26 protein-coding genes and 2 tRNA genes are annotated in these 26,073 nt (G+C 70.3%); 17 read left to right on the top strand and 11 right to left on the bottom strand.

The window, feature by feature from the left end; genetic code table 11:
• The first annotated feature begins 63 nt into the window (after window positions 1-63).
• Together ACFX43_RS00780 and ACFX43_RS00775 are read left to right on the top strand one after the other, a co-directional pair.
• Window positions 64-2,067: an FAD-dependent oxidoreductase gene (locus ACFX43_RS00780; RefSeq protein WP_378815852.1), complete on the top strand. Its 2,004-nt coding sequence runs from the start codon at window positions 64-66 to the stop codon at window positions 2,065-2,067.
• Complete coding sequence (locus ACFX43_RS00775; protein ID WP_378815850.1) at window positions 2,064-3,311, top strand: class I SAM-dependent methyltransferase; 1,248 nt, start codon at window positions 2,064-2,066, stop codon at window positions 3,309-3,311. Before ACFX43_RS00780 ends, ACFX43_RS00775 begins: the two co-directional genes overlap by 4 nt.
• Window positions 3,312-3,358: 47 nt before the next feature.
• Here ACFX43_RS00775 and ACFX43_RS00770 read toward each other — a convergent pair whose 3' ends face one another.
• The gene (locus ACFX43_RS00770) at window positions 3,359-4,144 is read right to left on the bottom strand and encodes an SDR family oxidoreductase (protein WP_378815848.1); all 786 of its coding nucleotides are present in this window, start codon (window positions 4,142-4,144) and stop codon (window positions 3,359-3,361) included.
• A gap of 37 nt (window positions 4,145-4,181) precedes the next feature.
• Window positions 4,182-4,544, bottom strand: a complete 363-nt coding sequence (locus ACFX43_RS00765) for a nuclear transport factor 2 family protein (RefSeq protein ID WP_378815846.1) — start codon at window positions 4,542-4,544, stop codon at window positions 4,182-4,184.
• Between the two features lie 24 nt (window positions 4,545-4,568).
• Here ACFX43_RS00765 and ACFX43_RS00760 point away from each other — a divergent pair, with 24 nt between their 5' ends.
• Window positions 4,569-5,417: a MerR family transcriptional regulator gene (locus ACFX43_RS00760; protein ID WP_378815844.1), complete on the top strand. Its 849-nt coding sequence runs from the start codon at window positions 4,569-4,571 to the stop codon at window positions 5,415-5,417.
• A gap of 12 nt (window positions 5,418-5,429) precedes the next feature.
• On the opposite strand, the gene ACFX43_RS00755 is transcribed toward ACFX43_RS00760, so the two are convergent.
• Window positions 5,430-6,725 carry an ankyrin repeat domain-containing protein gene (locus tag ACFX43_RS00755; RefSeq protein WP_378815842.1) on the bottom strand — a complete coding sequence of 432 codons (1,296 nt, stop codon included), beginning with the start codon at window positions 6,723-6,725 and terminating at the stop codon, window positions 5,430-5,432.
• On the bottom strand, window positions 6,722-7,717 hold the full coding sequence (locus tag ACFX43_RS00750) for an SMP-30/gluconolactonase/LRE family protein (protein WP_378815832.1): 996 nt from the start codon (window positions 7,715-7,717) through the stop codon (window positions 6,722-6,724). The genes ACFX43_RS00755 and ACFX43_RS00750 overlap by 4 nt, the downstream gene beginning before the upstream one ends.
• A 175-nt stretch (window positions 7,718-7,892) precedes the next feature.
• On the opposite strand from ACFX43_RS00750, the gene ACFX43_RS00745 reads away from it, so the two are divergent.
• Window positions 7,893-9,125: a sensor histidine kinase gene (locus tag ACFX43_RS00745; RefSeq protein ID WP_378815830.1), complete on the top strand. Its 1,233-nt coding sequence runs from the start codon at window positions 7,893-7,895 to the stop codon at window positions 9,123-9,125.
• Complete coding sequence (locus ACFX43_RS00740; RefSeq protein WP_378815828.1) at window positions 9,118-9,753, top strand: response regulator; 636 nt, start codon at window positions 9,118-9,120, stop codon at window positions 9,751-9,753. Before ACFX43_RS00745 ends, ACFX43_RS00740 begins: the two co-directional genes overlap by 8 nt.
• A gap of 24 nt (window positions 9,754-9,777) precedes the next feature.
• On the opposite strand, the gene ACFX43_RS00735 is transcribed toward ACFX43_RS00740, so the two are convergent.
• From ACFX43_RS00735 to ACFX43_RS00725, 3 genes are all read right to left on the bottom strand, one after another.
• Window positions 9,778-11,037 (bottom strand): serine hydrolase domain-containing protein, encoded by a 1,260-nt coding sequence (locus ACFX43_RS00735; RefSeq protein ID WP_378815827.1) that lies wholly within the window; start codon window positions 11,035-11,037, stop codon window positions 9,778-9,780.
• A gap of 96 nt (window positions 11,038-11,133) precedes the next feature.
• Window positions 11,134-12,084, bottom strand: a complete 951-nt coding sequence (locus ACFX43_RS00730; RefSeq protein WP_378815825.1) for a metallophosphoesterase — start codon at window positions 12,082-12,084, stop codon at window positions 11,134-11,136.
• 16 nt (window positions 12,085-12,100) lie between these two features.
• Window positions 12,101-12,553 carry a MarR family winged helix-turn-helix transcriptional regulator gene (locus tag ACFX43_RS00725; RefSeq protein WP_378815823.1) on the bottom strand — a complete coding sequence of 151 codons (453 nt, stop codon included), beginning with the start codon at window positions 12,551-12,553 and terminating at the stop codon, window positions 12,101-12,103.
• Window positions 12,554-12,647: 94 nt separating this feature from the next.
• Here ACFX43_RS00725 and ACFX43_RS00720 point away from each other — a divergent pair, with 94 nt between their 5' ends.
• Window positions 12,648-13,514, top strand: a complete 867-nt coding sequence (locus tag ACFX43_RS00720) for an SDR family NAD(P)-dependent oxidoreductase (RefSeq protein WP_378815821.1) — start codon at window positions 12,648-12,650, stop codon at window positions 13,512-13,514.
• 92 nt (window positions 13,515-13,606) lie between these two features.
• A complete protein-coding gene (locus ACFX43_RS00715; RefSeq protein ID WP_378815819.1) occupies window positions 13,607-14,773 on the top strand; it encodes a Fic family protein in 1,167 nt (388 codons plus the stop codon).
• Between the two features lie 126 nt (window positions 14,774-14,899).
• Here ACFX43_RS00715 and ACFX43_RS00710 read toward each other — a convergent pair whose 3' ends face one another.
• A complete protein-coding gene (locus ACFX43_RS00710) occupies window positions 14,900-15,466 on the bottom strand; it encodes a type III effector (protein ID WP_378815817.1) in 567 nt (188 codons plus the stop codon).
• 338 nt (window positions 15,467-15,804) lie between these two features.
• A complete protein-coding gene (locus ACFX43_RS00705; protein WP_378815815.1) occupies window positions 15,805-16,353 on the bottom strand; it encodes a type III effector in 549 nt (182 codons plus the stop codon).
• A gap of 270 nt (window positions 16,354-16,623) precedes the next feature.
• Here ACFX43_RS00705 and ACFX43_RS00700 point away from each other — a divergent pair, with 270 nt between their 5' ends.
• Both ACFX43_RS00700 and ACFX43_RS00695 read left to right on the top strand, forming a co-directional pair.
• Window positions 16,624-18,363: a hypothetical protein gene (locus tag ACFX43_RS00700; RefSeq protein ID WP_378815813.1), complete on the top strand. Its 1,740-nt coding sequence runs from the start codon at window positions 16,624-16,626 to the stop codon at window positions 18,361-18,363.
• 80 nt (window positions 18,364-18,443) lie between these two features.
• Window positions 18,444-19,331, top strand: a complete 888-nt coding sequence (locus tag ACFX43_RS00695) for a DMT family transporter (protein WP_378815811.1) — start codon at window positions 18,444-18,446, stop codon at window positions 19,329-19,331.
• On the opposite strand, the gene ACFX43_RS00690 is transcribed toward ACFX43_RS00695, so the two are convergent.
• Both ACFX43_RS00690 and ACFX43_RS00685 read right to left on the bottom strand, forming a co-directional pair.
• Complete coding sequence (locus tag ACFX43_RS00690) at window positions 19,328-19,570, bottom strand: hypothetical protein (RefSeq protein WP_378815808.1); 243 nt, start codon at window positions 19,568-19,570, stop codon at window positions 19,328-19,330. The genes ACFX43_RS00695 and ACFX43_RS00690 overlap by 4 nt on opposite strands.
• 175 nt (window positions 19,571-19,745) lie before the next feature.
• Window positions 19,746-20,930 carry a glycosyltransferase gene (locus tag ACFX43_RS00685; protein ID WP_378815806.1) on the bottom strand — a complete coding sequence of 395 codons (1,185 nt, stop codon included), beginning with the start codon at window positions 20,928-20,930 and terminating at the stop codon, window positions 19,746-19,748.
• Between the two features lie 91 nt (window positions 20,931-21,021).
• Between ACFX43_RS00685 and ACFX43_RS00680 the strand changes: the two genes are divergently transcribed.
• The 8 genes from ACFX43_RS00680 (at window position 21,022) to rpmG (ending at window position 26,059) form a co-directional block, all read left to right on the top strand.
• A complete protein-coding gene (locus ACFX43_RS00680; RefSeq protein WP_378815804.1) occupies window positions 21,022-22,053 on the top strand; it encodes a pirin family protein in 1,032 nt (343 codons plus the stop codon).
• A 43-nt stretch (window positions 22,054-22,096) separates the two neighbouring features.
• Entirely contained in the window at window positions 22,097-23,035 is a 939-nt protein-coding gene (locus tag ACFX43_RS00675; RefSeq protein WP_160025612.1) for an ROK family protein, read from the top strand.
• On the top strand, window positions 23,032-23,421 hold the full coding sequence (locus ACFX43_RS00670; RefSeq protein WP_378815802.1) for a CidA/LrgA family protein: 390 nt from the start codon (window positions 23,032-23,034) through the stop codon (window positions 23,419-23,421). Before ACFX43_RS00675 ends, ACFX43_RS00670 begins: the two co-directional genes overlap by 4 nt.
• Window positions 23,418-24,095: an LrgB family protein gene (locus ACFX43_RS00665; protein ID WP_378815800.1), complete on the top strand. Its 678-nt coding sequence runs from the start codon at window positions 23,418-23,420 to the stop codon at window positions 24,093-24,095. The genes ACFX43_RS00670 and ACFX43_RS00665 overlap by 4 nt, the downstream gene beginning before the upstream one ends.
• Before the next feature lie 27 nt (window positions 24,096-24,122).
• Window positions 24,123-25,544 (top strand): amidase, encoded by a 1,422-nt coding sequence (locus ACFX43_RS00660; protein ID WP_378815798.1) that lies wholly within the window; start codon window positions 24,123-24,125, stop codon window positions 25,542-25,544.
• Between the two features lie 84 nt (window positions 25,545-25,628).
• Window positions 25,629-25,701, top strand: a tRNA-Thr gene (locus ACFX43_RS00655).
• Window positions 25,702-25,768: 67 nt separating this feature from the next.
• Window positions 25,769-25,842 (top strand) — tRNA-Met (locus ACFX43_RS00650).
• A 46-nt stretch (window positions 25,843-25,888) separates the two neighbouring features.
• Window positions 25,889-26,059, top strand: coding sequence for a 50S ribosomal protein L33 (rpmG, locus tag ACFX43_RS00645; protein WP_045551858.1), 171 nt, complete (start codon window positions 25,889-25,891; stop codon window positions 26,057-26,059).
• Window positions 26,060-26,073 lie beyond the last annotated feature (14 nt).

The following is a 26,073-nucleotide window of genomic DNA, read 5'->3' as shown; positions in this document are numbered from 1 at the left end:
GGTGACCGAAGACCGGGTGACAGCGCCTCTGCGCTGATCGCCCACTTCGACCCGAGGAGCCCGATGAGCAGCGCCGACCACGAACGCCGTCGGATCGCTGTGGTGGGCAGCGGGGTGGCCGGCCTGACCGCGGCCTACGTCGCCTCCGGCCAATGCTCGGTGGCGCTTTTCGAGGCCGATGACCGGCTGGGCGGCCATGCCGACACCCATCTCGTCACCGCGCCGGACGGGAGCGAGCTGGCGATCGACACGGGGTTCATCGTGCACAACCGGCGCACGTATCCGACCCTGCTCCGGCTCTTCGCCGAGCTCGACGTGCCGACGCAGGTCTCCGAGATGTCGATGTCGGTGCGTTCACAGAGCGCCGGAGTGGAGTACGCGGGCGCGCGCGGGCTGCGCGGGGTGCTGCCCGACCGCCGCGCGTTCCGCCCGGCGCACCTGCGGATGCTCACCGAGATCCCACGGTTCCACCGGGCCGCCCGGGCACTGCTCGCAAGCGATGAGCCCGACGATCGCACCCTCGAGGCGTTCCTGGACGAGCACGGGTTCACGCCGCACTTCCGTCGCCATTTCATGGCCCCGCTGGTCGCCGCGGTGTGGTCCTGCGACCCGGCCACGGCGCTGGCCTACCCGGCTCGCTACCTCTTCGAGTTCCTCAGCCACCACGGGATGCTGCAGGTCTTCGGCTCGCCGCGCTGGCGCACGGTCACCGGCGGGTCGGCGACGTACGTCGAGAGAGTCGCCGCCGCGATCCGTGACCGCGGCGGCCGGGTGCTGACCTCGACGAAGGTGGTGAACGTCGTCGAGACCGGCGGAGGTGTCGAGATCACCGACGGCAACGGGCGCACCGAGCTCTTCGACGCGGCCGTGCTGGCGACCCATCCGGGACAGTCGCTGGCGATGCTCGGCGAGCCCACGGCGGCCCAGCGGGAGATCCTGGGTGGGTTCCCGTACTCCGCCAACCAGGCTCAGCTGCACACCGACACCAGCCTGCTGCCGGCCAGCGAGCACGTCCGGTCCTCGTGGAACTACCTGGAGCGCCCCGGCCGCGGCCAGGTCACGGTCACCTACGACCTGACGAGGTTGATGCGGCTGCCGGCTCCCGGCGGCGTACGTCACCTGGTCACGCTCGGTGGGGCCGACCTGATCGACCCCGAGAAGGTCATCGCCACCATGGAGTACGAGCACCCGCTCTACACGCCGGATTCGGTGGCGGCCCAGCAGCGGGCCGACGAGCTGGACTCCGACGCGCTGGTCTTCGCCGGCGCCTGGCGTGGCTGGGGGTTCCACGAGGACGGCGCCCGCTCCGGGGCCCGGGCGGCCGAGCGGCTAGGGCTCTCCTGGACGACCCCCGCGGAGAGGCCCGGCGACGCGACCGGCACGTATCGCACCACGATCAGCCACACCCGGCGGGGACCGCTGCGGAACCGGTTCGTGCACCGCTCCCACTGGCAGGTGGTCGACCTGGACCGGCTGCCCGATCGCGGGCCCCTCGGCCGCTTCGAGGCACGTGACCATCTGGGCGACCCCGAGCTCTCGATCCGGGAGAACCTCGCCGCGTTCCTGAAGCTCCACGACATCGACCTGGCCGACGCGCGTGTGCTGATGGCGGCCCAGCCGAGGGCCTTCGGGTTCAGCTTCAACCCGATCAGCGTGTACTGGTGCACGGCCGCCTCCGGAGAGGCACTGGCCACTGTCGTCGAGGTGCACAACACCTACGGCGACCGCCACGCCTACCTCGTCCACCCCGACGAGCGGCATCGGGCGCAGGTCGCGAAGGCGATGTACGTCTCGCCGTTCCACGGCGTCGACGGCCACTACGACCTCACTGTGCCGCCACCCGACGGGCGACTCCGGGTCGCCGTCCGGCTCACCACCGAGGACGGAACCGTCTTCGACGCCTCCGTCCGCGGCTCCCGGGTCGAAGGGCGGTTCGGGGACCCGCTCCGTTCTGCTCCCGCCGCGCTTCTCGGCGCGGTCTGGATCCGCCTCCACGGCGTAGCGCTGTGGCTACGACGCCTGCCGGTCCACAGACGGCCGCTGCACCACCAAGAAGGAGTCCGATGAAGACCATCGAAGCCCACACCACCCAGACGATGGTGGGTGAGCGCTGGCCGATGCTGCAGGAAGCACCCAGCGGCCCGGTGACCCGGGGCACTGCGGCTGCCGCGGTGGCCGTGTTCCGGGCCGCCACGAAGCGGCTCGGCATCAGCGTGAGCGAGGACGGCAGCCCCGCCGACATCGTGCTGCACCGGCCCGAGGAGTTCTACGCGAGGCTCAGCCGGCACGGGCTGATCGGGTTCGGCGAGGCGTACCTGACCGGGGCTTGGGACGCCCCGGAGCTGGGGGAGACCCTGACCGTGCTGTGCCGGGACCTCGACGGTCTCCTGCCCGGGTGGGCGCAACGGCTGCGCGGGGTCTACGAGCGGCGCCGCGGTGCGAAGGACCTGAACACGCCGGAGAACGCGCGCGAGCACATCGGCCACCACTACGACCTGTCCAACGACTTCTTCGCGCTCTTCCTGGACCCGACGATGAGCTACTCGGCGGGCCTCTTCTCCACCCTGCCCTCGGCCGAGGACCTGGCGCTCGCCCAGCACCGCAAGATCGACCGGATCCTCGACGAGGCGGGAGTCGGGCCGGGCACGCGTCTGCTCGAGATCGGGACCGGCTGGGGAGAGCTTGCCCTGCGGGCCGCCGCCCGGGGCGCCCAGGTCACCTCGGTGACCCTCTCCGTCGAGCAGGCCGCGCTGGCCCGGCGCCGGATCGGCGCCGCGGGGCTCGACGGCCGCGTGGACATCGAGCTGCGTGACTACCGGGCCGTGGCCGGGACGTACGACGCGGTGGTCTCGGTCGAGATGATCGAGGCCGTCGGCGAACGGTTCTGGCCGGTGTACTTCGCGAAGATCGACGAGGTCCTGGCCCCGGGCGGCACCGCGGTGATCCAGGCGATCACCATGCCGCACGACCGGATGCTCGCGACCCGGAACACCGAGACCTGGATCACCAAGTACATCTTCCCCGGCGGGCTGCTCCCCTCGACCGAGGCGATCACCGGTGTCACCGAGACGCACACCCGGCTCCGGGTGCGGAGCCGGCTCTCCTTCGGTGCCCACTACGCGGAGACCTTGCGGCGGTGGGACCTCGCACTGCTCGATCGCGCCCACGAGGTCCGGGCGCTCGGGTTCGACGAGACGTTCCTGCGGATGTGGCACTTCTACCTGGAGTACTCCCGGGCCGGGTTCGCGGCCGACTACATCGATGTCCAGCAGCTCACGTTCACCCGGGACGAGACTCCGAGCGGCGGCTGATCAGTGGGGGTGATCAGTGGGGGTGATCAGCCGCCGTGCTGCCCGGCTCAGACGGTCGGGACGGTGCCGCCGTCGATCACGTATTCGGCGCCTACGATCGCCGAGGCGCGATCCGAGACGAGGAATCCGACCAGGTCCGCGATCTCCTCGGTGTTCGCGAACCGTCCCAGGGGCACTCCTCCGAGGGAGTCGTAGATCGTCTGCTTGGCTGCGTCACGTGTGAGTTCGTTGCCCTCGGCTATCCGGTCCACGAACCGTTCGTAGGATTCGGTCTCGATCCCGCCGGGGCTGATCGCGTTGACCCGTACGCCGCGCGGCGCGAGCTCGTTGGCAAGCCCCTTGCTGTACGTACGCAGCGCGGCCTTCGCTGCTGCATAAGCCAAGGACGCGTCGTACAGGGGCAGTTCACGCTGGATCGAGGTGAAGTGCAGCACCACGCCCGAGCCGGCCCTGATCATCGCCGGGAGAAGAGCTCGATCCAGCCGTACTGCTCCAAGGAGGTTGAGGTTCAGCTCGGTGAGCCACTGGTCATCGGTGATGACCGCGAATCCACCGGACGGCGTCGACGCCCCTCCGACGACGTGCACCAGGATGTCGAGTGCGCCGGCTTCTGCGATGCGAGAGGCCACGGCGTCGGTGCCTTCTGCCGTCAAGATGTCTGCTTCGATGAAGCGGTCAGGGTGCTCGTACCCGTCGGGCATGGTGCGCACCGTCACGTACACGTCGGCACCCATCTCTCGCAGTCTCTCCACGACGGCCTTGCCCGAGCCCTTCGAGCCGCCCGTGACCAACGCCCGGCGACCATCGAGACGATCGCGATCTGAGATGGACATTTCTCTCCTTTGAAAGATCGAGGTGGTGCGGGCTTGGTCAGGCTGGGTGGTTGGCGATGACGAGTTCGGCGACGAGGCCGTTCCGCAGCGCGAACCGGTAGTCCAGATCGGCGACGCCACCCGGGAAGGTGCCCTCGAGCCGCACCGTGACCACCCAGTGGGCGTCATCGACGCGGTGAGCGCCGATCTGCTCGGTCGTGTACTCGAACTCGGACCCGGCGTCCCGCAGGAACGCGTGGGCTTCCTCTCGGCCGCGGAAGGTCTCGCCCTGGTCGACGACCACCGCATCCTCGGCGAGGAACGACGAGGCGGTGTCGGCGTCGCGGGCGACATGGGCGGTGAGGAACTCGCGCACGGTGGTCGGGAGCAGGTCGGACGGAAGATCGGTGTGCTGTGTCATGAGCCCACCATCTGGCCTCTCGGCGTGGGAGGGTCAAGCGGTGGACTCTCCCCCAGGGGGAGCGTTCACAATGAGGGGGTGCTGACCATCGGGGAGTTTTCGCGGTTGACCCACTTGAGCGTGCGTACCCTGCGTCGGTACCACGAGGCGGCCCTGCTGGATCCCGCTGTGGTGGACGAGACCACCGGTTACCGCTACTACGGCGTCGACCAGATCCCGACCGCGCAGGTCATCCACCGGCTTCGCGAGCTCGACGTCCCCCTGGGCGATGTGCAGCGGATCCTGCGGACCCCCGACCCGGGTGTCCGGGCGGCCCTGATCGCGGACCATCTGCAACGCCTCGAGGACGAGCTCGACCGCACCCGGGCCGCGGTCGTGTCGCTGCGCCGCCTGCTCCGGCCCGATCCCGCGCCGATCGACGTCGAGCTGCGCGCGGAGCCCGCCCGGACGGTCGCGGCGGTGGAGGCCGTCGTGGGGCATCGCGACGTCGAAGCCTGGTACGCAGGCGCGATGGCCGAGCTGGAGGCGGCCGTCGGCACCGCCGTGACCGGACCGCCGGGCGGAAGCTACGACAACGCCCTCTTCGAGCAGGAGCGCGGTCACGCGCTCGTCTACCTGCCGACCGATGCGCCGCCTCGCACCGGGCGCGTGCACCCCGCGACCCTTCCGGCCGCGGAGCTGGCCGTCACCACCCACGTCGGCGAGCACGACGACATCGAGGTGACGTACGGCGAGCTCGGGACCTGGGTGGTTGAGAACGCGATGTCGGTGGCCGGGCCGGTGCGGGAGGTCTACGTCGTCGGCCCTCGTGACACAAGCGATCCCGCTGCGTGGCGCACCGAGATCGGCTGGCCGGTCTTTCGTGTCACCTGAGCCGGCGGCTGATCAGCCGCCGTGCTGCTCGGTGCTGTGCTGTTCGATGCTGTGCCGTTCAAAGATGTGGGCGATCTCGGTGAAGCCGCGGTTGCGGGCGTGCTCGAGCGGGGTCACGCCGTCGCGGTCGGCGATGCCCGGGTCGGCGCCGTTGTCGAGCAGGCTGAGGACGACCCGCTGCCAGCGGTCGGACCCCTCGCCGAGGATCACGGCCTCGAGGAGGGCGGTCCAGCCGAGGTCGTTGACGTGGTCGATGTCGATGTCGGTGCGGGCGACCCGCTCCACGTAGTCCGCGTGGCCGCGCTCGCTGGCGGGGATGATCGAGAGACCGCCGTAGCGGTTGCGTACGGTCAGGTCCGGGTCGACGCTGAGCAGCAGCTCGGCCATCGGGACGCTCCCGGTGACCCCGGTGACCAGCCAGGGGGTGTCGTGCCGGCCGTCGAGGGCATCCGGATCGGCACCCAGGTACACGAGCAGACGGGCCGTCTCGAGGTGGTCGTCGGTGACCGCGAGCAGCAGCGGCGTACGCCGGTTGCCGTCCCTGGTCTCCAGATCGGCGCCGCCCCGGAGCGCCGCCGCGGCCGAGTCCGTGTCACCCGCTGAAGCGGCACGCAGGAGCTGAGAGTCACCGTCGGCGACCTCGGCCGAAGCCGTACACAGCGTCGACACCATCGCGTCGAAACCGCGCTCCTCGGCGTGCTCCAAGGCGGTCTTCCCGTCCCGGCCCGCCTCGATCGAGATGTCCACGCCGGCCGCGACGAGCACCCGTACGGTGTCGGCCGCGTCCGGGCCGTCGTCACCCAGGACGACCGCCTCGTGCAGGGCGGTCCAGCCCAGGTTGTTGACGTGGTCGAGGTCGATCCCGGCCTGCACCAGACGCCCCACGATGTCGGCGTGACCGCGCTCGGCGGCGCGGATCAGCGCGGTCCCGTCGTAGGAGTCCTTGGCGTTGACCTCCGCGCCGTTGCGGAGGGTCAGGTCGAGCAGGTCGACGTAGCCCTCGCTGGCGGCGATCAGATAGGCGCTCTGCTGGGTGTCGTCGGCGTAGTTCACGTCCGCGCCGGCTCGGACCAACTCGCGGGCGCGAGCGACATCGTTGTCCCACGCGGCCGTGATCAGCTGCTCGTTCATACGCTTCTGCTCTTCGGGGTCAGGGGCGTGCTTCGGCGCCTCGGGCGCGGACGCCGAACCCGAGGGAGAGGTCGGCGGAGACGGCTGTGCGGTCTCCGGCGGCGCCGCGCCGCAGCCTGCCAGAAGCACGGTCAGCGCCGCGGCTGCCAGCGACCACCGCGGGGGAGAGACGGTCATCGCGGCATCCGGGCGGTGACGATCTCGTACGGCCCCTGCGCGGTCTGCTCGTCGAAGTGGCTGTCGACCAGCAGCAGCCTGCCGTCGAGCAGCTTGCCGGTCGTGAAGACGCGGTTCGGGTCGGTCGCACGCGACGAGACGTGCTCGGCGGAGGTCGCGGACCGGTTCAGCTCCAGGTGCACGATCTGCTTGTCGAAGTTGCGGATCACGGCGAGGTCGCGGCCCTGCCGGACCAGCCCGTCGGCGTTGCGCAGGTTCGCGCCGTCGGTGTCGATCTCGCTGACCTCGCCGGTGGCGATCGAGAAGCGCCACAGCTGCCCGGTGTTGCCCTGGGCGACCACGAAGGCGGAGCGGTCCTGGCTCAGCACGATGCCGCCGAGGTTGAAGCCCTCCTGCCGGGTGATCAGGTCGCTGCCGTCGGCCCACTCGGTGGCCTGCCAGCCGTCGGCACCCTCGGCGACGCGGATGATCGTCGGGTCGTTGGAGTTGGTGAAGTACGCGGCACCGTCCGGCCCGATCGCGACGTCGTTCAGGAACGCGTCGTTGTCGGGGACGCGGAGAGCGGTGAGCAGCTCACCCTCGGGGCTGTAGACCCACAGGTCGGGGCGGTCGTTGCCGGTGCCGTTCGGGCCACCGGCGATGTAGATGCGGCCCTCGTCGTCGACGGTGATGCCGCGAGCGGTGTAGCGGCCGTCGGTGCCGTCACCGGCCAGCCACTCCTGGGCCTGGGTACGGTCGGCCGAGCCGCGCTGGATCTCGCCGCCGGTGACCTCGCTGACGTAGAACTTCCCGGACTCCCGGTCCACGCCGATGCCCTCGAACTTCGAGCCGCCCTGGGCGGACGGGTCCCCCTCGAGCAGGTAGCTCGCGGGGCGGCCGTTGCCCTCGGCGGCGTTGGCCGCGGTGCCCATGCCGAGGGCGGTGACGGACAGGGTGGCCGAGGCGGCGATGCCAGCCAGGCCGGCGAGGGCGGCGATTCGGGACGTACGCATGGTGGTGCTCCTCCGGTGTTCGGTGCGGTTGGTCGAGCTGATGCATCAACCATCGCCGTCGGGGAGGGGTCGAGACATCGGGTGACCGGCGACGTCTGGATGGCCGTTCGGCCACACCCCGGATAGCCGATCGGATGATGCCGGAGCCGCGCGACCGGCCTAGCCTGGAACGACCATGTCGACCGATACCGTGCCAACCTCGGGGCTCAGCCCGCGCACCGGTGGGATCCTGGCCGGCCAGACGCTGCTCGACCGCTGGCTCCACATCTCGCTGGTGGTACTCGTCATCGCCTCGGTCGCGCGCTATCTGCAGGGACACGGCCTCGGCGACCAGGCCGAGGTGGTCCTGCCCGGCGCCGCCGTCCTCCTGATCGCGTACGCCGCGGGCCGCCGCCTCGCCGGCACCGCCGCGGTCGTCTGGCTGGCCGCGGTGGTCGCCTGCTGGACGGTGCTGGCGCTGATCGCGCCGTCGTTCTCGTGGGCGGCGGTGCCGCTGGTCTTCCTGGCGCTCCGCGTACTGCCGTTCCGCTGGGCCGTGGCCGTCACGGTGTTCCTCGTCGCGGTCGTCGCGGTCGCCTGGAGCCGGATGACCGGCCTGGCCGACCCGACCGTGCTGCTCGGCCCGGTCTGCGTCGCCGTGCTCGCGGTGACCACCTACCGCGCTCTCGAGCGCGACGCGGTCACCCGGCGCGCGCTCCTGGCAGACCTGGAGGCGGCCCAGGACGACGTCGCCGACGCCGAGCGTCGTGCCGGTGTCGTGGCCGAGCGCGCGCGGCTGAGCCGGGAGATCCACGACAGCGTCGCCCAGGGCCTGACCAGCATCAACCTGCTGCTCCAGGCGGCCGACCAGGAGTGGGAGTCGCGCCCGGCCGACGCCCGCGACCACGTCGACCAGGCGGCGGCCATGGCCCGCTCCTCGCTCGACGAGGCGCGACGGGTCGTACGCGACCTCGCCCCCACCGAGCTGACCGGCGGATCGGCCCTGGCCACCGCCGTACGCCAGGTCGCCGACGACGTCGCCGCCACCACCGGGCTCAGCGTCCCGGTCCACGTCCACGGCGATCCGCACGAGGTCGGCGGGAGGGTGGCGACGGCCGTCGTACGCACCCTGCGGGGTGCGCTCGCCAACGTCGCCGAGCACGCCGGTGCGACCACGGCGGTCGTCTCCCTCACCTTCCACGAGGGCGGGGTCGCCCTGGACGTACGCGACGACGGAGCCGGGTTCGAGCCTTCCCTGCTGAAGGATTCCGACGGGCTGCGCGGACACGGCCTGGCCGGGATGCGGGCTCGCGCCCGCCTGCTGGGTGGAGACTTGGTCGTCGAGAGCGCCCCGGGCGAGGGGACGGTGGTCGCGGCCTCGTTCGCGGCCGGACAGGCAGCATCTCAGGGGGAGGAACGTCGTGGCTGAGCAACGCATCCGGGTGGTGCTGGTGGACGACCATCCGGTGGTCCGGGCAGGCGTACGCGCCCTGGTGGACGCCCAGGACGACCTGGACGTGGTCGGCGAGGCGGCCGACTCGGCCCAGGCCGTCGGGGTCGTCGGCGAGACCCAGCCGGACGTGGTGCTGATGGACCTCAGCCTCGGCGACGGGCCGGGCGGCGCGGAGACCACCCGGCTGGTCCGCGAGCTGCCGTCGCCGCCGCACGTGCTGGTGCTGACGACCTACGACACCGAGGCCGACGTCCTCGAGGCCGTCGACGCCGGTGCCGCGGGCTACCTGCTGAAGGACGCGCCGCCCGACGAGCTGTTCCGGGCCATCCGCGGCACCGCACGAGGAGAGACCGTGCTGGCCCCCTCGGTCGCGACCCGGCTGCTGCAGCGGGCTGCCTCGCCGACGCCGAAGGTGAGCCCGCGCGAGGTCGAGATCCTGCGGTTGCTCGCCCGAGGCCTGGGCAACAAGGAGATGGCCCGCGAGCTCCTGGTCAGCGAGGCGACGGTCAAGTCACACCTCTCCCACATCTACACCAAGCTCGGCGTCGACACCCGAGCCGGCGCCGTCGCGACGGCGATCGAGCGCCGCATCCTTCGACCCTGACGCCGGGCGACGGCACCCAGCGGCTCAGCAGGTCGCCAGCAGCATCGGCTCGAGGAGCAGGCCGAGGTCGTAGATCGGGTCGGTGCTGTCCCAGTTGCGGCCGGTCCAGCCGAGCGTGATCTGGCGGGTGCCGTCCGGTGAGCCCCAGCTGATCGACTGCGCACCCATGTGGGCGCCGTCGTGGCCGTAGAGATATTCGCCGGGGTTGCACGGGTCGGCGACCCGGTAGATCCCGAACCCGTACTCCGGGTCGGCGCTGCCCGCGATCGGCGGCAGCATCTTCTCGACCGATGCCGGGCTGACCAGCTTCCCGGTGAGGAGCGACTCGTTGAGGTCGGCGAGGTCCTCGGTGGTGCTCGTCGCGGCCCCGGCGGCGTGGAAGATGCTTGGGTGCAGGCCGGTCATCGGCCGCCAGCGGCCCTCGTAGTGGCCGGCGTCCTCGAGGAACGGTCCGCGGTTGCGGGCATCGGTCGGGTAGGCGCTCTGACGCATGCCTGCGGGGTCGAGCACCCGGTGGCGTACGAGATCCTCGATCCGCTCCCCGGTCTCCTTCTCGAGCATGACCCCGAGCGCGACGTAGCCGTAGTTGGAGTAGGAGAAGTCGGCGCCGGGTTCGAAGAGCCAGCCGGCGCCGCGCATGAAGGCGAGGTGCTCGGCCTCGGAGTAGTACTGCCCGAGCGCGTCGATCAGCTGGTCCCACGAGGTCGGGTCCTCGACGCGGTCGAAGAGGATCTCCTCGGGCCCGCGCGGGGCGCCGGAGGTGTGGCTGAGCAGGTGCTTGATCGTGACGCCGTCGGGGAACGTGCCCGGGAGCAGGTCGTTGGCGGGCGTGTCCAGGGTCCAGCCGCCGCGCTCGACCTCCTGCATCACCAGGGTCGCGATCAGGGTCTTGGTGTTGCTGGCGACGTGGAACCGGTCGCCGGGCCTGACCTGCTTCTTCTTCCCGACCTCGCGTACGCCACCCGCCCCCGACCACTCCAGGCCGGGCGTCTCGACCCGGGCGGTCACGCCCACGGCACCATCGGCGATGAACGCGTCGACGGCACGGTCGAGGTCGGCGGCGGTGGGAGGCGCCGACCGGGCCCGAAGACCCTTCCGCTCGGCGGCGGCCCGCTCGGCGATCGCGGTCGCCTCCCGGGTCAGTGCGGTCGGGTCGGGCGCCACGGCCGCGGGGCCGGGATCAGGCTCGGGATCAGGCTGGGCGTACGCGGCCGGCACGGCCGTCAGGGGAAGGAGCACCGCGGCGAGCGCTGCGGTGCCCGTGCGGACGAGGGTCCGAGACATGGCTGCTCCTGTCGTCGTTGACGTTTCGCAGCAATCGTTCCGGGCCCGGATGTACGCCCGCATCAGCCTCGAGTCGGAGATCGAGGCTGTCCTCGGTCAGTCTCGAAGCTGACGCCGCAGCGCGCGAGCGGCCTTGCCCTTGCGGGAGAAGAGGTCGCGGCGCTCGGCCGGGGTCATCGGGCCGAGCTTCTCGAGGACCGAGGAGGGGAAGCCGGCGACCTCGGGGGCCTCGCCGATCGGCACGGTGGTGTGGACGACCGGGGCGCCGGGGACTCCGCCGACGCCCTCGTCGTAGAGGTGGACCAGGGAGATCGCCTGGTGGCCGTCGACGGACGCGGAGTAGCGGTCGAGGGTCGCCGGCGCGGCGGTGTAACAGCTCGCGGAGGCGACCGAGACCGGGATGCCGGCGAAGGTGGTGAAGGTCGAGTAGTGCAGGTGACCTGCGAGAACAGCGCGTACGTCGGTGCCCGCCAGCACCTGAGCGAGCCGGTCCTGGCCGTCGAGCTCGATGATCACGCTGGCCTCGTTGAGGGGGAGCGGGACCGGCGGGTGATGCATCGTGAGCAGGGTGCCGTGCGGCGCCGGCTCGGCGAGCACGTCGGCCAGCCATTCCAGCTGCGGCTCGGTGATGTCGCCGTGGTGCCAGCCGGGCACGGTGGTGTCCAGGGCGATGATCCGCAGCCCGTCGACGTCGTAGACGCGATCCTGTGGCGCGTCGGAGGCCTCTCCGAAGAGCACCTCGGAGTAGGCCTCGCGCTCGTCGTGGTTGCCCATCACCCAGATGATCTCGGCGCCGAGGTCCGCGGCGACCGGCTCGACCTGCTTCCGGAGGCGTACGTACGCGTCGCGCTCACCCAGGTCGGCGAGGTCGCCGGTGAAGACGATCGCCTGCGGTGGGATCGTCATGCCCCGCAGCCGGTCCAGCGCACGCTCGAACCCGGGGGTCGGGTCGACCTTGCCGAAGATCCGCCGGTCCCCGGCGTAGAGGTGAGGGTCGGAGAGGTGGGCGATCGTATGACGTGGAGAGGGGTACTGGCCGAACTGCACGGTCCCCACACTAGGTTCAACTGCCGTTTCGCTGCACCCCGCCGCCCGGCAGCTCGTTGAACCGATGGAGCAGCGACACGAGCCGATCCAGGTCGTCCTCGGACCAGCCGTCGACACGCTGTTCCAGCTCGTCCTGACGCAGTGCGAGCGCTCGCTCGACCTGCGTGCGGCCCGCGTCGGTCAAGGACACGAGCACCGAGCGTCCGTCCTCCGGCGCACGATCACTCTGGACCAGACCGAGGGACGTCATGCGTTTGAAGAGGGCGCTGGCGGAGCTGCGGTCCATCGCCACGGCCTCGGCCACGGCGCTCGGTCTGGCTGGGCCGTACGCGTAGAGCCAGCGTGCGAGGTGGAAGGCGGCCGGGCGCAGCTCCTCGTGGAACGCCGCGGCGGACCGTTCGGTGAGTGCGCGCGAGGCGCTGAGCAGAGCGTTGAGCTCGACGCCGAGCCGTGTGGTCGCTGGGGTCATGCAGCTCTCCAGGTAATGGGCATTTGCACACCACTCGATATAGTGGGCATATCCACACTATATCGGCCACTCGGTCGAAGAGAGGCAGTGCCGCATGAACGACGAGGCTCCGACGATCGTCCTCACCGGGGCGACGGGTGGCCTGGGTGCCCTCGCCGCGACATCGCTGGCCGCGGCAGGAGCGCACCTGGTCATCACGGCGCGGAGCGCGCAGCGCGCGGAGGCCACGATCTCGTCCGTACGCGAGGTGGCGCCGACCGCGGATCCGGAGGTGTTCGTGGTCGACCTCTCCCGGCCGGGCGAGGTGCGCAAGGTGGGCGAGGAGATCCGGGCTCGGCACGGGCGGATCGACGTACTCATCAACAACGCGGGGATACATGCCTTCGAGCCGCGGGTCACGGCGGACGGGCTCCCCGAGATGATCGCGGTCAACTACCTCGCGCCCTTCGTGTTGACCCGTGAGCTGCTGCCGTCGCTGCAGCGGTCTCCCGGGGCCCGGGTGGTCAACGTCGCGTCCGAGGCGTCACGACGACACGGCGACCTCCGCATCCCGCAGGTCCTGAGCGACACAACCCCGTTCACCGCCCGCGGGTCGTCGGAGCGATACGGACAGAGCAAGCTCCTCGACATCATGTTCACGCTCGCGCTCGCTCGGAGGCTCGACGGTTCCACGGTCAGTGCCAACTGCGTGGACCCGGGGTTCAACGTGACGGGCCTGGGTCGCGACCTCCGCTTCGCCGCAGGACTCGAGCGGGTGCTTCGAGCGTTGCGCATCGGTGACCCTGCTCGCGGCGCGGGCCTGATCGTCGACCTCGCCACCGAGGCGCGCTATGCCGGGCGAAGTGGTCTGTACGTGACCGAGAAGCACAGGCGCGAGCTCGTTCCGGCGGATCCGGCCACCGACGTCTCCGCCCAGGACGAACTCTGGCGAGCCACCGAGCTCCTGCTCGATCGGCTCTGAGTTGGAGGTTGGCCGGGAACTCCCAAGGACCACTTGGAAGTTCCCGGTCAACTTCCAACTCAAACCACCTCTGAGTGGTAAGTTGACCGGTCATGGATCCGGAGAGGTACGACGCTCCGCAGTTCGGCAGGGCGACCCGCGAGCCGGGGAACAAGTGGGCCTACTGGTACTACAGACCCGCTCACATCCCGCGTGACCTGCCGTTACAGCCGCTCACGGTGAAGGCGCTCTCGGATGCCGACGCCGCGCTGGGGCGCCTCCAGGGAGTGAGCGCGCTGATCCAGGATCCCGAGCTGCTGATCGGGCCCTACCTGACCCAGGAGGCGGTCGCCTCCTCCCGGATCGAGGGCACCCAGACCTCCCTGGAGGAGGTCCTCCAGGACGAGGTCAGCGGTCAGGCGACCAAGAGCGAGGACGTCGCCGAGGTCAAGGCCTACCTCGCCGCGACCCGTCAGGGCTTCGAGCTCATCAGGAGCTGGCCGCTCAGCCAGCGGCTCGTCCTCGAGCTCCACAAGACCCTGCTCACCGGCGTGCGGGGTCACGAGCGCCACCCCGGCGAGTTCCGGCGGAGCCCGGTCTGGGTCGGGTCGCCGACCGACAACCCCACGACCGCCGCGTACGTCCCACCCCTCCCGCCCGACCTGCCGGAGCTGATCGCCGACTGGGAGGCGTACGTCAACGTCCCCGACCTCAGCCCGACGCTGGTGCGGTGCGCGCTGATGCACTACCAGTTCGAGACGATCCACCCGTTCCTGGACGGCAACGGGCGCATCGGGCGGCTGCTGATCAACCTGATGCTGATGGAGGAGGGGCGGATGACCACGCCGCTGCTCTATCTCTCGGGCTACATCGAGGCCAACCGCCAGACCTACTACCAGCGGCTGCAGAGCGTCCGGGAGCGCGGTGAGATGCAGGAGTGGCTGCAGTTCTTCCTCACCGCCGTGCGACGCTCGGCCGAGGACGCCACGACCAGGTCCGAGCGCCTGGTCGCGCTCCGGGAGAGCTATCTCGACGAGGCCGCCACCTCACGCGCCAACCTGTCCGGGCTGGTCACGCTGCTGTTCGCCAACCCCTACCTGACCGTCAAGCGCGTCCAGGACGCGACCGGCCTGACCAACCAGGGTGCGCGCAACCTGATCCAGGACGCCGAACGGCGCGGGTGGATCGAGGCCGCCGGGCGCTCAGGCCGCGGCGGCCGGCACTACTGGATCGCCAGAGCGGTGATGGACGTGATCGAGGAGCCACTGGCGTACGACTGAACCGGACTGACCCTGGCGCAAAACGTGCAGGTGGCCCCGGCTGTGCACGTGTGCACGCCCAGGGCCACCTGTGTGACGTAGCCGAGCAGTCGGTAGGGGGTGATCACCCGGCCATGGTCATGATTCTCAGAAGGTGCCGAGCGGACCCAGCGGGTTCGGGACCTGGTCGACCGGAAGGCCGTCGAGGGCCGGGTTCTCCATGGGGAGCAGGAAGGAGACCTGGTCCATCTCGCTGTCGGACAGCTCGGACGGCATGGCGCCGCCCATGATCTTGTCCATCACGATGCCGGGCGCGCCGACGTAGGCGCCGGAGACGACCATGGCGGCACCGTTGCCGACCTGGTGCGCGCCACCGTCCCAGTTCACCCAGGCCTTCTTCTGCGCCGGGCTCAGCTCAGAGCCGGTGGCACCCATCAGGATGAGGCCCGGAGCGCCGACCCAGGCGCCGCTGACCATGCGAGCGGCACCGCCGGTGGCCTGGCCGGCGCCACAGATGAAGCCGGCCCAGGCCTTCTGGCTCGAGGGCGAGAGGTCCGAGGCGCCGGCGGAGTTCTCCTTGATGCACTCGGCCTCGGTGCGGTTGTGGTGGGTGCCGTCGGCTGCGGTGGCGGTACCCGTGGTCAGTGCGACTGCGACACCCGAGAAGGCGGCGACGGCCGCGACGCGGCGGAGCAGCCCTGTCTTCATGTTCATTTCGTACCTTTCATCGATCAATTCGAATTGAAACATCACGCACGGACGCGACCCCCGGGTCGATAACAGACGCATCGACACGTTCGCATCCGGGAAAAGATGCTAGGAGCATCGATGACGATGAGAGCGCGCGACACGGCTGTTTTCGTGTCAACTAAATGACGAATGAAATGTAATGACGTAATACGCGCCAACCTGCAACATTCTTGTCTGGTCGTGCGTAAACGCGCAGATGGCCCCGGTCGTGCACGGGTGCACGCACTGGGGCCACCTGTGTGGACGGTGCCGATCACATCGTGGTGGGAGCTACGAGCGGTCGGCAGCTGTCGTGTCGCCGCTCAGAAGGATCCGAGGGGAGCCATCGGGTTCGGGATCTGCTCGGTGGGAACACCATCGAGTGCCGGGCTGTCCTCCGGGATGAGGAACGTGACCTGCTCGAGCTCGCTCGGCGACAGGTCGCTCGGGGTCGCCCCGCCCGCGATCTGGTCGAGGATGATGCCGGGGGCACCGACATAGGCGCCGGCGACCATCATGGCTGCGCCCTCACCGATCTTGCGCCCACCCTCGTCCCAGTTCTCCCAGGCCTGCATCTGCTCGGGGGTCAGGGGTGAGCCGGTGGCGCCGGCGAGGAGCAGGCCGGGGGCGCCGACCCAGGCACCGCTGACCATCTGGGCAGCGCCCTCGGTCACGTAGGAGCCGCCGAGGATGAAGTCCTCCCAGGCCTTCTGCGACGAGGGGGAGAGGTCCGAGGGCGACACGTCGGAGGCGGCCGGCACGTTGATGTCGGCCGGAGCGGCTACGGCCGCTCCGTTGGTCAGCGCGAAGGCGACACCCGAGAAGGCGGCGACGGCCGCGGCGCGGCGGAGCAGCCCTGTCTTCTTGCTCATTTCATACCTTTCGTCGTCAATTCGAATTGAACGCAACGCGGTCTATGTGTCGACAACTCTCGCTTCGACACGTCCGCGTGCGCTCCACGACGCTATGAATACTCAGTGACTAGACGTCCGAGCGACACGGCATGGTGATTACCAAGTCAACGTAAACGTTCCATACTGCCTGGTAATACCGTGCGGGGCTGGGTTAATCGCTTCTCGGGGCGGGCCGGTCACGCTAGATTGCCGCGTCCTCTTCTCGGGACCCCCACCTAGAAGGCATCGATGAGCTCGGCAACGTACGCACCCGTGATCGCTGATTCCAGTCGGCCGCGGAAGGGCGGCAGGGTCCTCCTGTCGGTGCTCCTCGGCCTGCTCGGCGCACCACTCCTTCTCGTCGGGGCGGGCCTGGCCATCGCAGCCGGACCCGACGACGTCGTGATGGGCAAGGAGACCCCGATCGCGCAGGGCGCGGCGTACTCCACGCCGGAGGCGTTCGCCTTCGACCGGCTTCCGGTCACGGTTCGTGTGGAGGCGATGGGGGAGGCGTACGTCGGTGTCGGCAACCCGGTCGACGTGCTCGACGTCGTCAAGGGCACCAGGGCCGTAGAGATCGCCGAGACCCCGCTGACCCGGGTCAGCGGTGCCGCCGGCTCGGGGGAGAACGTGCCGGATGCCTCCGAGGCGCCGTGGTGGGACGAGACGGTCTCGGGCTCGGGGACCCAGGAGCTGAACGTGACGCTCACCGGGGAGCCGGTCTCGTTCCTGGCCGCGAGCCGGGACGGTGCGCCGATCAAGCTCGCCTTCGGATATCGAATCGATGGGATCTTCCTGGTCGCGTTGGGCGTTGCGGGCTCCGGTGCCCTGCTGCTGCTCGGCGCGGTCGTCCTGCTGTTGACCAGGAAGCGCGAACGCCAGGACCAGTGGCAGCCGCCCCGGCCACCGGCTTCGTACGCCCAGCCGCCCCACCCCGCCCAGCCGAGCTACCCGACCCAGCCGGCCCGTCCGGTCCTGACGGGGCCGACGGGGCCGACGGGGCCGGCGCCGACTCGCCCGGCCATGCCGCGCCCGCCGGCCGGCGGGCTCTACCGCCGCCTGGGCATGGCGGCCGGGATCGGCGTCGTGGCGTTCTCGCTCACCGGATGCTCGATGCCCGCGTCCGTCGAGCTCGAGCAGCCGAGCAAGGTCTCGTTGCGCAGCGACGACGTCGGTGTTGTGATGCGGGACTGGAACGCGCGCAGCAACGAGGCCATCAGGGCCAACGGGCGCGGGAAGTGGAAGGTCGAGGCGTGGGACCAGGCCGCCACTGGTCCCATGCTCGCCGTGTTCCAGGCCGCGACGGTTGCGGCCGAGGCCACCGGCTACAAGCAGCGCTCGCGCACCTTCAACGTGGATGCGGGCCGGGTCTGGTCGGTGCAGCTCGGCGAGTATCCGATGTGGGCCATCGTGGAGATCAACGGCGGCGACCGGAGGTCTCCGCTGGCGGTCTACGAGCAGCAGGACGCCCTCTCGCCCTGGAAGCACCGTGGCGAGGTCAAGGTCAAGGCGAGTGCCATCCCCACCGAGGTCGAGGGCGCCGCTCCGGTCTCCGCCGCCGATGCGAAGCGGGTCCAGGACGTCGCCGACGAGATCGACGCGTACCTCGGCAAGCCCAAGAGAGTCGAGGGTCTCGCCGGGCTCAAGAAGCTCCGGGCACCGCGGCGCGAGATGGACGCGTACGTCGCGGAGATGGGTGTCGACACGGTCAAGACGACCGTGGAGCCATTCGATGAGACCGGACCGCGGATGGTGCAGACGCGCGAGGGCGTGTTCGCGATGCTGGAGTTCACCGTCGACAGCACCGTCGGTGGCCAGGGCACCGAGTGGGAGTGGAACCCGCCCTTCGACCAGTTCCGCAGCCGGGCCGGCAAGAACCTGTCGATCCGGACCGCGGTGACGGTCGCGGTGCTGGTGCCGAAGGACGGCGACCCTTCGGTCCTCGGGGTCGAGTACGGCGAGATCCTGGGCGCGAAGGTGAAGATCTGACCCTCAGGGTTCATCCGCTGATCGCACGATGCTCGCGTGAGCGGCGGGTGGGCTTTCCTCTCGAGGTCTAGCGTCGAAGCATGGATCATGCTGCGGCCGTGAGCCTGGCCATCGGCGCATGCGTCCTGTTCTCGCTCTCCGCCGCGGTCCAGCAGCGCGCCAGCGCGCTCGCGCCCGGTCGCAGCGGCGGGATCGCCGGCGTCGAGCAGCTGATGCTGGCGCTGGTGCGCAACCCGCTGTGGGTCACCGGCGCGGTGATCAACGCGATCGGCTTCGGGGTGCAGGCGGTCGCGCTCCACCTGGGGTCGGTCTCCGTCGTGCAGTCGGTGATGCCCACACAGCTGCTCTTCGCGCTCGTCTTCGCCTCGATCGCCGCCCGCCACTGGCCCACGGTCACCGACTGGGTCAGCGGAGCCGCGATCTGTGGCGGCGTGATCCTGCTGGTCACCGACGACCATCGCGGCGGCACCTATGCCGACGTCGGCCGCGTCGCGCTCTTCGCCGGGTGTGTGGCGGTCGTGATCTGCGTACTCCTGCTGGTGGCGCACCGGTTCCCGCCGCCGGTCGCGGCTGCGACCACGGCGGTCGCGGCAGGCTGCTCGTTCGCCACCACCTCGGTGCTGCTGAAGATCACCGCCGACCGGGCTGCCGTCGACGGATTCCTCGGGCTGCTCACGCTGCCGGCGTTCTACGGGCTGCTGTGCACCTGCGGCCTCGGGATCGTGCTCACGCAGGCGGCCCTCGCCGCCGGTCCGCTGCCGTGGGCGATGGCGGCGATGACGATCACCAACCCGACCGTCTCGTACGTCGCCGCTGTGGTCGCCTTCGGCGCCTCCGCCCCCACGCTGTGGGTCGCGGTGAGCGCCGCAGCGTTGCTGGTCACCGGGATCGTCGGGCTCGCCCGATCACGCTCGGCGGGCAGGTGGACGCCGGTGCAGCAGGAGCGGACCGAGATCCGGGTTTCCTAGCGGTCCTGCATCGATCGCGGCCACGAGCGCCGCCTGGTCGACCTGGGCTTGAGGTGCTCGGGCAGCGCGCTGATGTAGGGCGCGGCGTGCCGGCACTCACCACAGGTGACGTCTCGATAGTCGTACGAGGTCGGCGGATCTTCTCCGTACGCGCGACACACCGGACCGAAGGAGTCGGCGAAGTGTGTCTGCTGCGGCGTCACCGGCTTCACCGCAGCCTGGGTCGTCAACTCGCTCATATGCCCCTCATATGGTCATTTGCATGGAATACCAGGATGGCGACGAGACCTACGTCTTCGTGTTCTGAACGTGGCCCAAGACGCGGCCCCGGACGAACAACGAACACGGAAGAGTAACGTTATCCCCACAAAGAAAACGCGGCCTCGACAGCCTGGCGACCTCGCTCGGCGAGGGCTACGCGTAGCGCCGAGTCCGACGGGCTGCCTGCCGCTGCCGCGAGCGCGCGAGGAGATAGGTCGGCGCGGTCTCTCGCGCGAGGCTCTCGTGAAGCTCCAGCATCTCCTCGATCGTGCGCGACCACGGGAACTGCTCGGCACGCTCACGAGCCGCGTGCCGGGTCGCCACGACCGGCCGCTCTGCGACATCGATGACCGCGTCGGCCAGCGCCGCCGGATGGGCGGACGCCCAGGCTCCGCACCGGGGGTCGATGAGCTCGCGGGCGCCGCCGCGGTCGGCGGTCACCACCGGCGTACCGCTGGCGAGGGCTTCCAGGACGGCCAGTCCGAAGGTCTCGCGGGGGCAGACGGAGAGGGCCACGTCGGCCTCGGCCAGCGCCCGGGCGATCCGGTGGCGGTCGGAGACGTGCCCGTGGAAGACGACCGGCGCACCGGCGGCGAGGGCCTCGATCTCGGCACGGTGCGGCCCGTCGCCATAGACGTCCATGCGTACGTCGAACCCGCGCCGATGCAGCTCGACGGCGGTGGCGACGGCGAGGTCGGGGGACTTCTCGCGGGAGAGGCGGCCGACGTGGATGAGCCTCAGGGTGTCGTCGCGGTGCCCGAGGGAGGGCGAGAAGAAGTCGAGGTCGACGCCCAGCGGCACCTGCGCGATCGGGCAGCCGACGGTCGCGGCCAGCGGCTCGAACTCGTGCCGGGCGTAGTCGGAGGTCACCAGCACCTGGTCGAAGGAGCGCACCAGCATCCGGTTGAGCAGCGCGGTGGAGACCTTCGAGGTGGTGTCCATGCCGGTGTAGGTGGGCATGTACTCGTCGAGCCGCTCGTGGGAGAAGAGCACCGTCCCGATGCCCTGGCGCCGGGCCCAGCGCGCGACCGGCAGCATCGTGAACTTGTCGCTGACCTCGAGGCTCGTCGGGTTGAAGCGGGTCAGCACGTCGGTCACCCGCCACGGCTCGATGATCAGCCGGTAGCCGCCGCCCACTCGCGGCGCTCTCAGCTGGACCACCTCGCCGAGGTCGGTCGAGGTGACCGAGTCGTACGGGCCGGGGACGACGAGAAGCCGGTCGTGGCCGGCCTCGAGATAGCCACGGGCGAGGGCCTCCAGGGCCGTCTTCATGCCGCCGGAGGTGGGACCGACGAAGTTCGCGAGCTGAGCGATGAGCACGGCCACATCGTGTGGCATCGAGGTAGCCCACCGGCGACCTCGATGTGACGTCGGCATGGCGAGGCGGCGTATTGGTTCAGGGGCACTTCGGCCGGAGTAGCGTTGGGGCATGACAAACCTGGACGCGCACCCCACCCCCGTCGAGTGCGTCGGTGGAAACGGGGACGAAGGCGTCGAGATCCAGATCATCACTCCGCGCGACGTCCCGCTGGGCGGTCCGCGAGCGATGAACGTACGCCGCACCCTGCCCGCCCGCTCGCGCTCGCTGATCGGCGCATGGTGCTTCCTGGACCACTACGGTCCCGATGACGTCGTCGTCTCCGGCGGGATGGAGGTGCCGCCCCACCCGCACACCGGGCTGGCGACGGTCTCCTGGCTGTTCACCGGGGAGATCGAGCACCGCGACTCGGTCGGCACGGTGGCGATGGTGCGCCCGGGCGAGGTCAACCTGATGACCGCCGGGCGCGGGATCTCCCACTCGGAGAACTCCACGCCCGAGACCACCGTGCTGCACGGGGCGCAGCTGTGGGTCGCGCTGCCGGACGAGTTCCGCGACGTCGAGCCGGCGTTCCAGAACCACGCGCCCACGCCGATCGAGCGTGACGGGGCGACCGTGCGGGTCTTCATGGGGTCGCTCCTCGGCGCCACCTCGCCGGTGCGGACCCACTCCGAGATCCTCGGCGCCGAGATCCTGCTCGAGCCCGGCACCCGGCTCGAGATCCCGGTCGACGAGCGGTTCGAGCACGGCGTACTCGTGGACACCGGCGAGGTGTCGATGACCGGCCTGGGCGCGTCCGGACCGGCCTCGGCCGAGGTGGAGAAGGACTCCCTCGCCTACGCCCCTCCCGGCGCCACCACACTGATCCTGCAGGCCGGTGAGGCGTGGACCCGGCTGCTCCTCCTCGGCGGTACGCCGTTCGGCGAGTCGATCATCATGTGGTGGAACTTCGTCGGGCGCACCCACGAGGAGGTCGTCGCCTACCGCGAGGAGTGGCAGGACCAGATCACCCGCGGTGGCGGCGAGCTGGTCGAGGACTCCCAGGACCTGACCGAGGGCCGTTTCGGCGTGGTCGAGGGCAACCACCAGCGGCCGATCCCGGCACCCCCGCTTCCCAACGCCCGGCTCCGCTCGCGGTCTTAGGTCGCGTCAGTGCCCGTGCTCAGTTCGTGCTTAGACTGCAGTCGTGAGTGACGAATCCTCAGACCCAGGGGTCGTGCTGGCCGTGGCGGTGGGCCGCAGCCGTAGCCAGGCGGCGGTCTTCGACCTCGCCGGGCGAGAGCTGGCCGGCGACACCCGTGACCACGAGGTCGGCATCTCCGCCGAGGTGCTGATGCCCGAGGTCGTCGAGCGGATGACCAAGATGGTGACCTCGATCGACCTGCCCGTGCTGGCGATAGGGATGAGCCTGCCCGGGGTGGTCAACCCCGATCTCGGGATGAGCATCGACACCCCGGCGATGGGCGGCTGGGACGGCGTCCAGCTGGCCCCCTACTTCACCGCGCTGACCGACGCGCCGCTGATCCTGGCCCATGATGCCCACGCGCTGGCGCGGTCGGAGCTCTTCAACTCCGACCATCCCGTACGCAACGCCCTGGTCGTCAAGGCCTCGACCGGTCTCGGCATGGGCATCATCGTCGACGGCAAGGTCGTGACCGGCGCGCTCGGGGCGGCCGGCGAGATCGGCCACACCCGCATCGACGCGGCCGGAGACCGGCCCTGCCGCTGCGGCTCGACCGGCTGCCTGGAGACCGTCGCGTCCGGCTGGGCGCTCGCCCAGCGGCTGACCGACTCCGGGGTCCCCGCAGGCCACGTACGCGACCTGGTGGCCGCCGCGCTCGCCGGCGACGCCGTCGCGCGCGGGCTCCTGCGCGAGGGCGGACGACAGCTCGGCGAGGTCGTGGCCACGGCCGTCAACCTGCTCAACCCGGAGGTCGTCGTCATCGGCGGCGACATGGCCGGCGCCTTCGACCTCTACACCGCCGGGGTGCGCGAGAGCGTCTACGCCCGCTCCAACCCGATCGCCACCCGCGAGCTCACCTTCATGGCTCAGCTCCACGGCGACTCCTCGGGCCTGGTGGGCTGCGCCGCGATGGCGATCGAGTCCCTCTCCGACCCGCAGTGATCGTCGGCCTGCTCTGGCTGCTCGGATGCCAGCTGGCCGGAACCGCGATCGTCGAGCTGACCGGGATCCCGCTGCCCGGACCCGTCGTGGGGATGCTGCTGCTCTTCGTCGTCCTCGTCCTGCGGCGCCGTGACGGCGAGGACGACCCGGTCATCCAGGTCGGCGACTACTTCCTCTCCCACCTGCAGCTCTTCTTCATCCCGGCCGGAGTCGGCGTGATCGCCTACCTCGCGGTCATCCGCGACGCGGCGCTGCCGATCGTCGTCGCACTGCTCGGCTCCTGGTTCCTCGGGTTGGCCACCGTCGGCTGGGTGCTCACCCTGTTCCTGCGCCGGGTGCCCGAGGTCGCCGGCACCGAAGGCGCGCCGGGGGAGGAGATCGAGTGAGCGTCATCCTGTGGCTGTTCGTGACGGTGGCGGCGTACGAGTTCGGGAGGTGGCTCCGCAAGAAGACCCACTCGCCGCTCGCCCAGCCGGTGGCGGTGGCGATCGTGATCGTCGGCACCCTGCTGGTGGTCACCGGCACGACCTACGACGACTACGCCGAGGCCACCACGCTGATCAGCTTTCTGCTCGGCCCGGCGACGGTCGCGCTGGCGATCCCGCTCTACCACCAGGTCGCGCGGCTGAAGGGGATGGTCGTGCCCGTCCTGGTCGCGCTGACCGCGGGCGCGGTCGTGTCGATGGTCAGCGGCATCCTGCTGGTGCGCTGGCTCGGTGGCGGGGACGTGCTGGAGCGGACGATGGCCACGAAGGCCGTCACCGCTCCGGTGACGATCGCGCTGGCCGAGCGGCTGGGCGGCTACCCGGAGCTGTCGGCGTGCTTCGCGATCGTGATCGGCACCTTCGCCGCGATGGTCGCACCGCGGGTCCTGACCCTGCTCCGCATCCGCGACCCGCGGGCCCGCGGCATCGCCGTCGGTGCGGTCTCCCACGGCATCGGCACCGCCCGGATGCTGGAGGAGAGCCGGGTCGAGGGCGCCTTCTCCGGACTGGCGATGGGACTCACCGCGGTTGTGACATGTCTCCTGGTTCCGCTGATGGCGTACTTCCTCCTCTGAGGCTCTCGCGGGCTTAACGTTGGCGGCATGGCTCGAGTGCACGCCTTCACCGACGACGTACTCGGCACTCTCGACGCGGTCGGGGTCGCCGAGGCTCTGCGGCGCGGTGACTTCAGCACTCTCGAGGCGGTCGAGGCATCCATCGCGCGGATCGAGGCGGTCGACCCCGCGCTCGGAGCGATGGCCTACCGCACCTTCGACCGGGCCCGGATCCAGGCGCGTGCTCCCCGGGCCGGCTTCTTCGCCGGCGTCCCCACCCTGATCAAGGACAACACCGACGTCGCGGGAGTGCCCACCAGGAACGGCACGGATGCGTACGTCATGCCGCCGGCCTCACGCAACGGCGAGATGACCAAGCTGCTCTTCAAGCTCGGGCTGCTGTCGCTGGGGAAGACCCAGCTCTCCGAGTTCGGGTTCTCGGGCACGGCCGAGCACGCGCGGCTCGGCCCGGTGCGCAACCCGTGGGACACCGGCCGCGTGGCCGGTGCTTCGTCGGCCGGTTCCGGTGCGCTGGTGGCCGCCGGGGCCGTACCACTCGCCCACGGCAACGACGGCGGTGGCTCGATCCGGATCCCGGCCGGTGCGTGCGGGCTCGTCGGGCTCAAGCCGACCCGCGACCGGCTGCCCCAGGACCCGATCTACGGCCTGCTGCCGCTCAAGATCGTCACCGACGGTGTGCTGACCCGCTCGGTGCGCGACACCGCCGCCTTCTTCCGGGAGGCCGAGAAGGCGCACCACACCTCGCTGCCGCCGATCGGGGACGTCACCGGCCCCGGGGCGAAACGGCTGCGCTGTGCCATCTTCACCGGTGCGCTCGGGCGCGACGCCAGTCCCGAGGTCGCGGAGCTGACGCTGAAGACCGCGGCGGTGCTGGAGGAGCTCGGGCACACGGTCGAGGCGGTGTCGCCGCCGGTGCCCGAGACCTTCGCCGACGACTTCGTCCTCTACTGGGGGACCCTCGCGGTCGCCCTGGTCAACGCCGGCCCGCTCCGCGGCAAGACCTGGGACCGCAGCCGGCTCGACAACCTCACGGTCGGCCTCGCGCAGCACACGCTCAAGAACGCCAAGTACGTCCCGGCCGCCATCGTCCGGCTGCGCAAGGCGCAGGCGATCGCGGAGGGGTTCCACGCGGCGTACGACGTCGTCCTGACGCCCACCGTCGCGCACGAGACCCCGGAGATCGGGCGGCTGGCGCCGAGCCAGGTCTACGAGCTGGTCATGAAGGGGCTGATGGACTGGGTGGCGTTCACGCCGTGGCAGAACGTCACCGGTGGGCCGGCGGTGTCGCTGCCGATTCAGCAGACCCTCGCCGGGCTGCCCCAGGGGATGATGTTCGGGGCGGCGCCGGGACGCGAGCGAATGCTGCTCGAGCTGTCCTACGAGCTCGAGGAAGCGATGGGTTTCGCGCGGATCTGGGAGCCCGATCGAGGCGCCGAGGACCCCCGCTGACCTGCGATGATGCGGTCGGCGGAGGGGAGGGCCGTGTCGATTTGTTGAGCACGGCGCCCCTACCGTAATGTTCTCTCACGCAACGCCCCTTTAGCTCAGTCGGCAGAGCGTCTCCATGGTAAGGAGAAGGTCTACGGTTCGATTCCGTAAAGGGGCTCTGGGTCCATTAGGATTCTTGGGTTGAGGTCCCGCAGTAGGAATACTGCGGGCCTGATTCCTGTTGAGGCGGGGTAGCTCAGGCGGTTAGAGCGCACGACTCATAATCGTGAGGTCGCGGGTTCGATCCCCGCCCCCGCTACCGCCAAAGACCGCATCACCTCGATCAGCACCGTAAGGAAACTCCTGTGGCCAGCAAGAGCAGCGACGTTCGCCCGAAGATCACCCTCGCTTGCACCGAGTGCAAGGAGCGGAACTACATCTCGAAGAAGAACCGTCGGAACGACCCCGACCGCATCGAGCTCAAGAAGTACTGCCCGCGTGACCGGAAGCACACCGTGCACCGCGAGACCCGCTGAAGCCTGTCTTCTAG

Origin of the sequence: Nocardioides sp. YIM B13467 (assembly GCF_042788075.1) — a bacterium.
In the GTDB taxonomy this organism is placed as follows: Bacteria; Actinomycetota; Actinomycetes; order Propionibacteriales; family Nocardioidaceae; genus Nocardioides.
This window is presented reverse-complemented; position numbering and strand designations above follow the sequence as displayed.

Coding starts and splice junctions, on each gene's coding strand:
- ACFX43_RS00780 (WP_378815852.1), top strand. CDS start 64: ATGAGCAGCGCCGACCACGAACGCCGTCGGATCGCTGTGGTGGGCAGC.
- ACFX43_RS00775 (WP_378815850.1), top strand. CDS start 2,064: ATGAAGACCATCGAAGCCCACACCACCCAGACGATGGTGGGTGAGCGC.
- ACFX43_RS00770 (WP_378815848.1), bottom strand. CDS start 4,144: ATGTCCATCTCAGATCGCGATCGTCTCGATGGTCGCCGGGCGTTGGTC.
- ACFX43_RS00765 (WP_378815846.1), bottom strand. CDS start 4,544: ATGACACAGCACACCGATCTTCCGTCCGACCTGCTCCCGACCACCGTG.
- ACFX43_RS00755 (WP_378815842.1), bottom strand. CDS start 6,725: ATGACCGTCTCTCCCCCGCGGTGGTCGCTGGCAGCCGCGGCGCTGACC.
- ACFX43_RS00750 (WP_378815832.1), bottom strand. CDS start 7,717: ATGCGTACGTCCCGAATCGCCGCCCTCGCCGGCCTGGCTGGCATCGCC.
- ACFX43_RS00745 (WP_378815830.1), top strand. CDS start 7,893: ATGTCGACCGATACCGTGCCAACCTCGGGGCTCAGCCCGCGCACCGGT.
- ACFX43_RS00735 (WP_378815827.1), bottom strand. CDS start 11,037: ATGTCTCGGACCCTCGTCCGCACGGGCACCGCAGCGCTCGCCGCGGTG.
- ACFX43_RS00725 (WP_378815823.1), bottom strand. CDS start 12,553: ATGACCCCAGCGACCACACGGCTCGGCGTCGAGCTCAACGCTCTGCTC.
- ACFX43_RS00720 (WP_378815821.1), top strand. CDS start 12,648: ATGAACGACGAGGCTCCGACGATCGTCCTCACCGGGGCGACGGGTGGC.
- ACFX43_RS00715 (WP_378815819.1), top strand. CDS start 13,607: ATGGATCCGGAGAGGTACGACGCTCCGCAGTTCGGCAGGGCGACCCGC.
- ACFX43_RS00710 (WP_378815817.1), bottom strand. CDS start 15,466: ATGAACATGAAGACAGGGCTGCTCCGCCGCGTCGCGGCCGTCGCCGCC.
- ACFX43_RS00705 (WP_378815815.1), bottom strand. CDS start 16,353: ATGAGCAAGAAGACAGGGCTGCTCCGCCGCGCCGCGGCCGTCGCCGCC.
- ACFX43_RS00700 (WP_378815813.1), top strand. CDS start 16,624: ATGAGCTCGGCAACGTACGCACCCGTGATCGCTGATTCCAGTCGGCCG.
- ACFX43_RS00695 (WP_378815811.1), top strand. CDS start 18,444: ATGGATCATGCTGCGGCCGTGAGCCTGGCCATCGGCGCATGCGTCCTG.
- ACFX43_RS00690 (WP_378815808.1), bottom strand. CDS start 19,570: ATGAGCGAGTTGACGACCCAGGCTGCGGTGAAGCCGGTGACGCCGCAG.
- ACFX43_RS00685 (WP_378815806.1), bottom strand. CDS start 20,930: ATGCCACACGATGTGGCCGTGCTCATCGCTCAGCTCGCGAACTTCGTC.
- ACFX43_RS00680 (WP_378815804.1), top strand. CDS start 21,022: ATGACAAACCTGGACGCGCACCCCACCCCCGTCGAGTGCGTCGGTGGA.
- ACFX43_RS00660 (WP_378815798.1), top strand. CDS start 24,123: ATGGCTCGAGTGCACGCCTTCACCGACGACGTACTCGGCACTCTCGAC.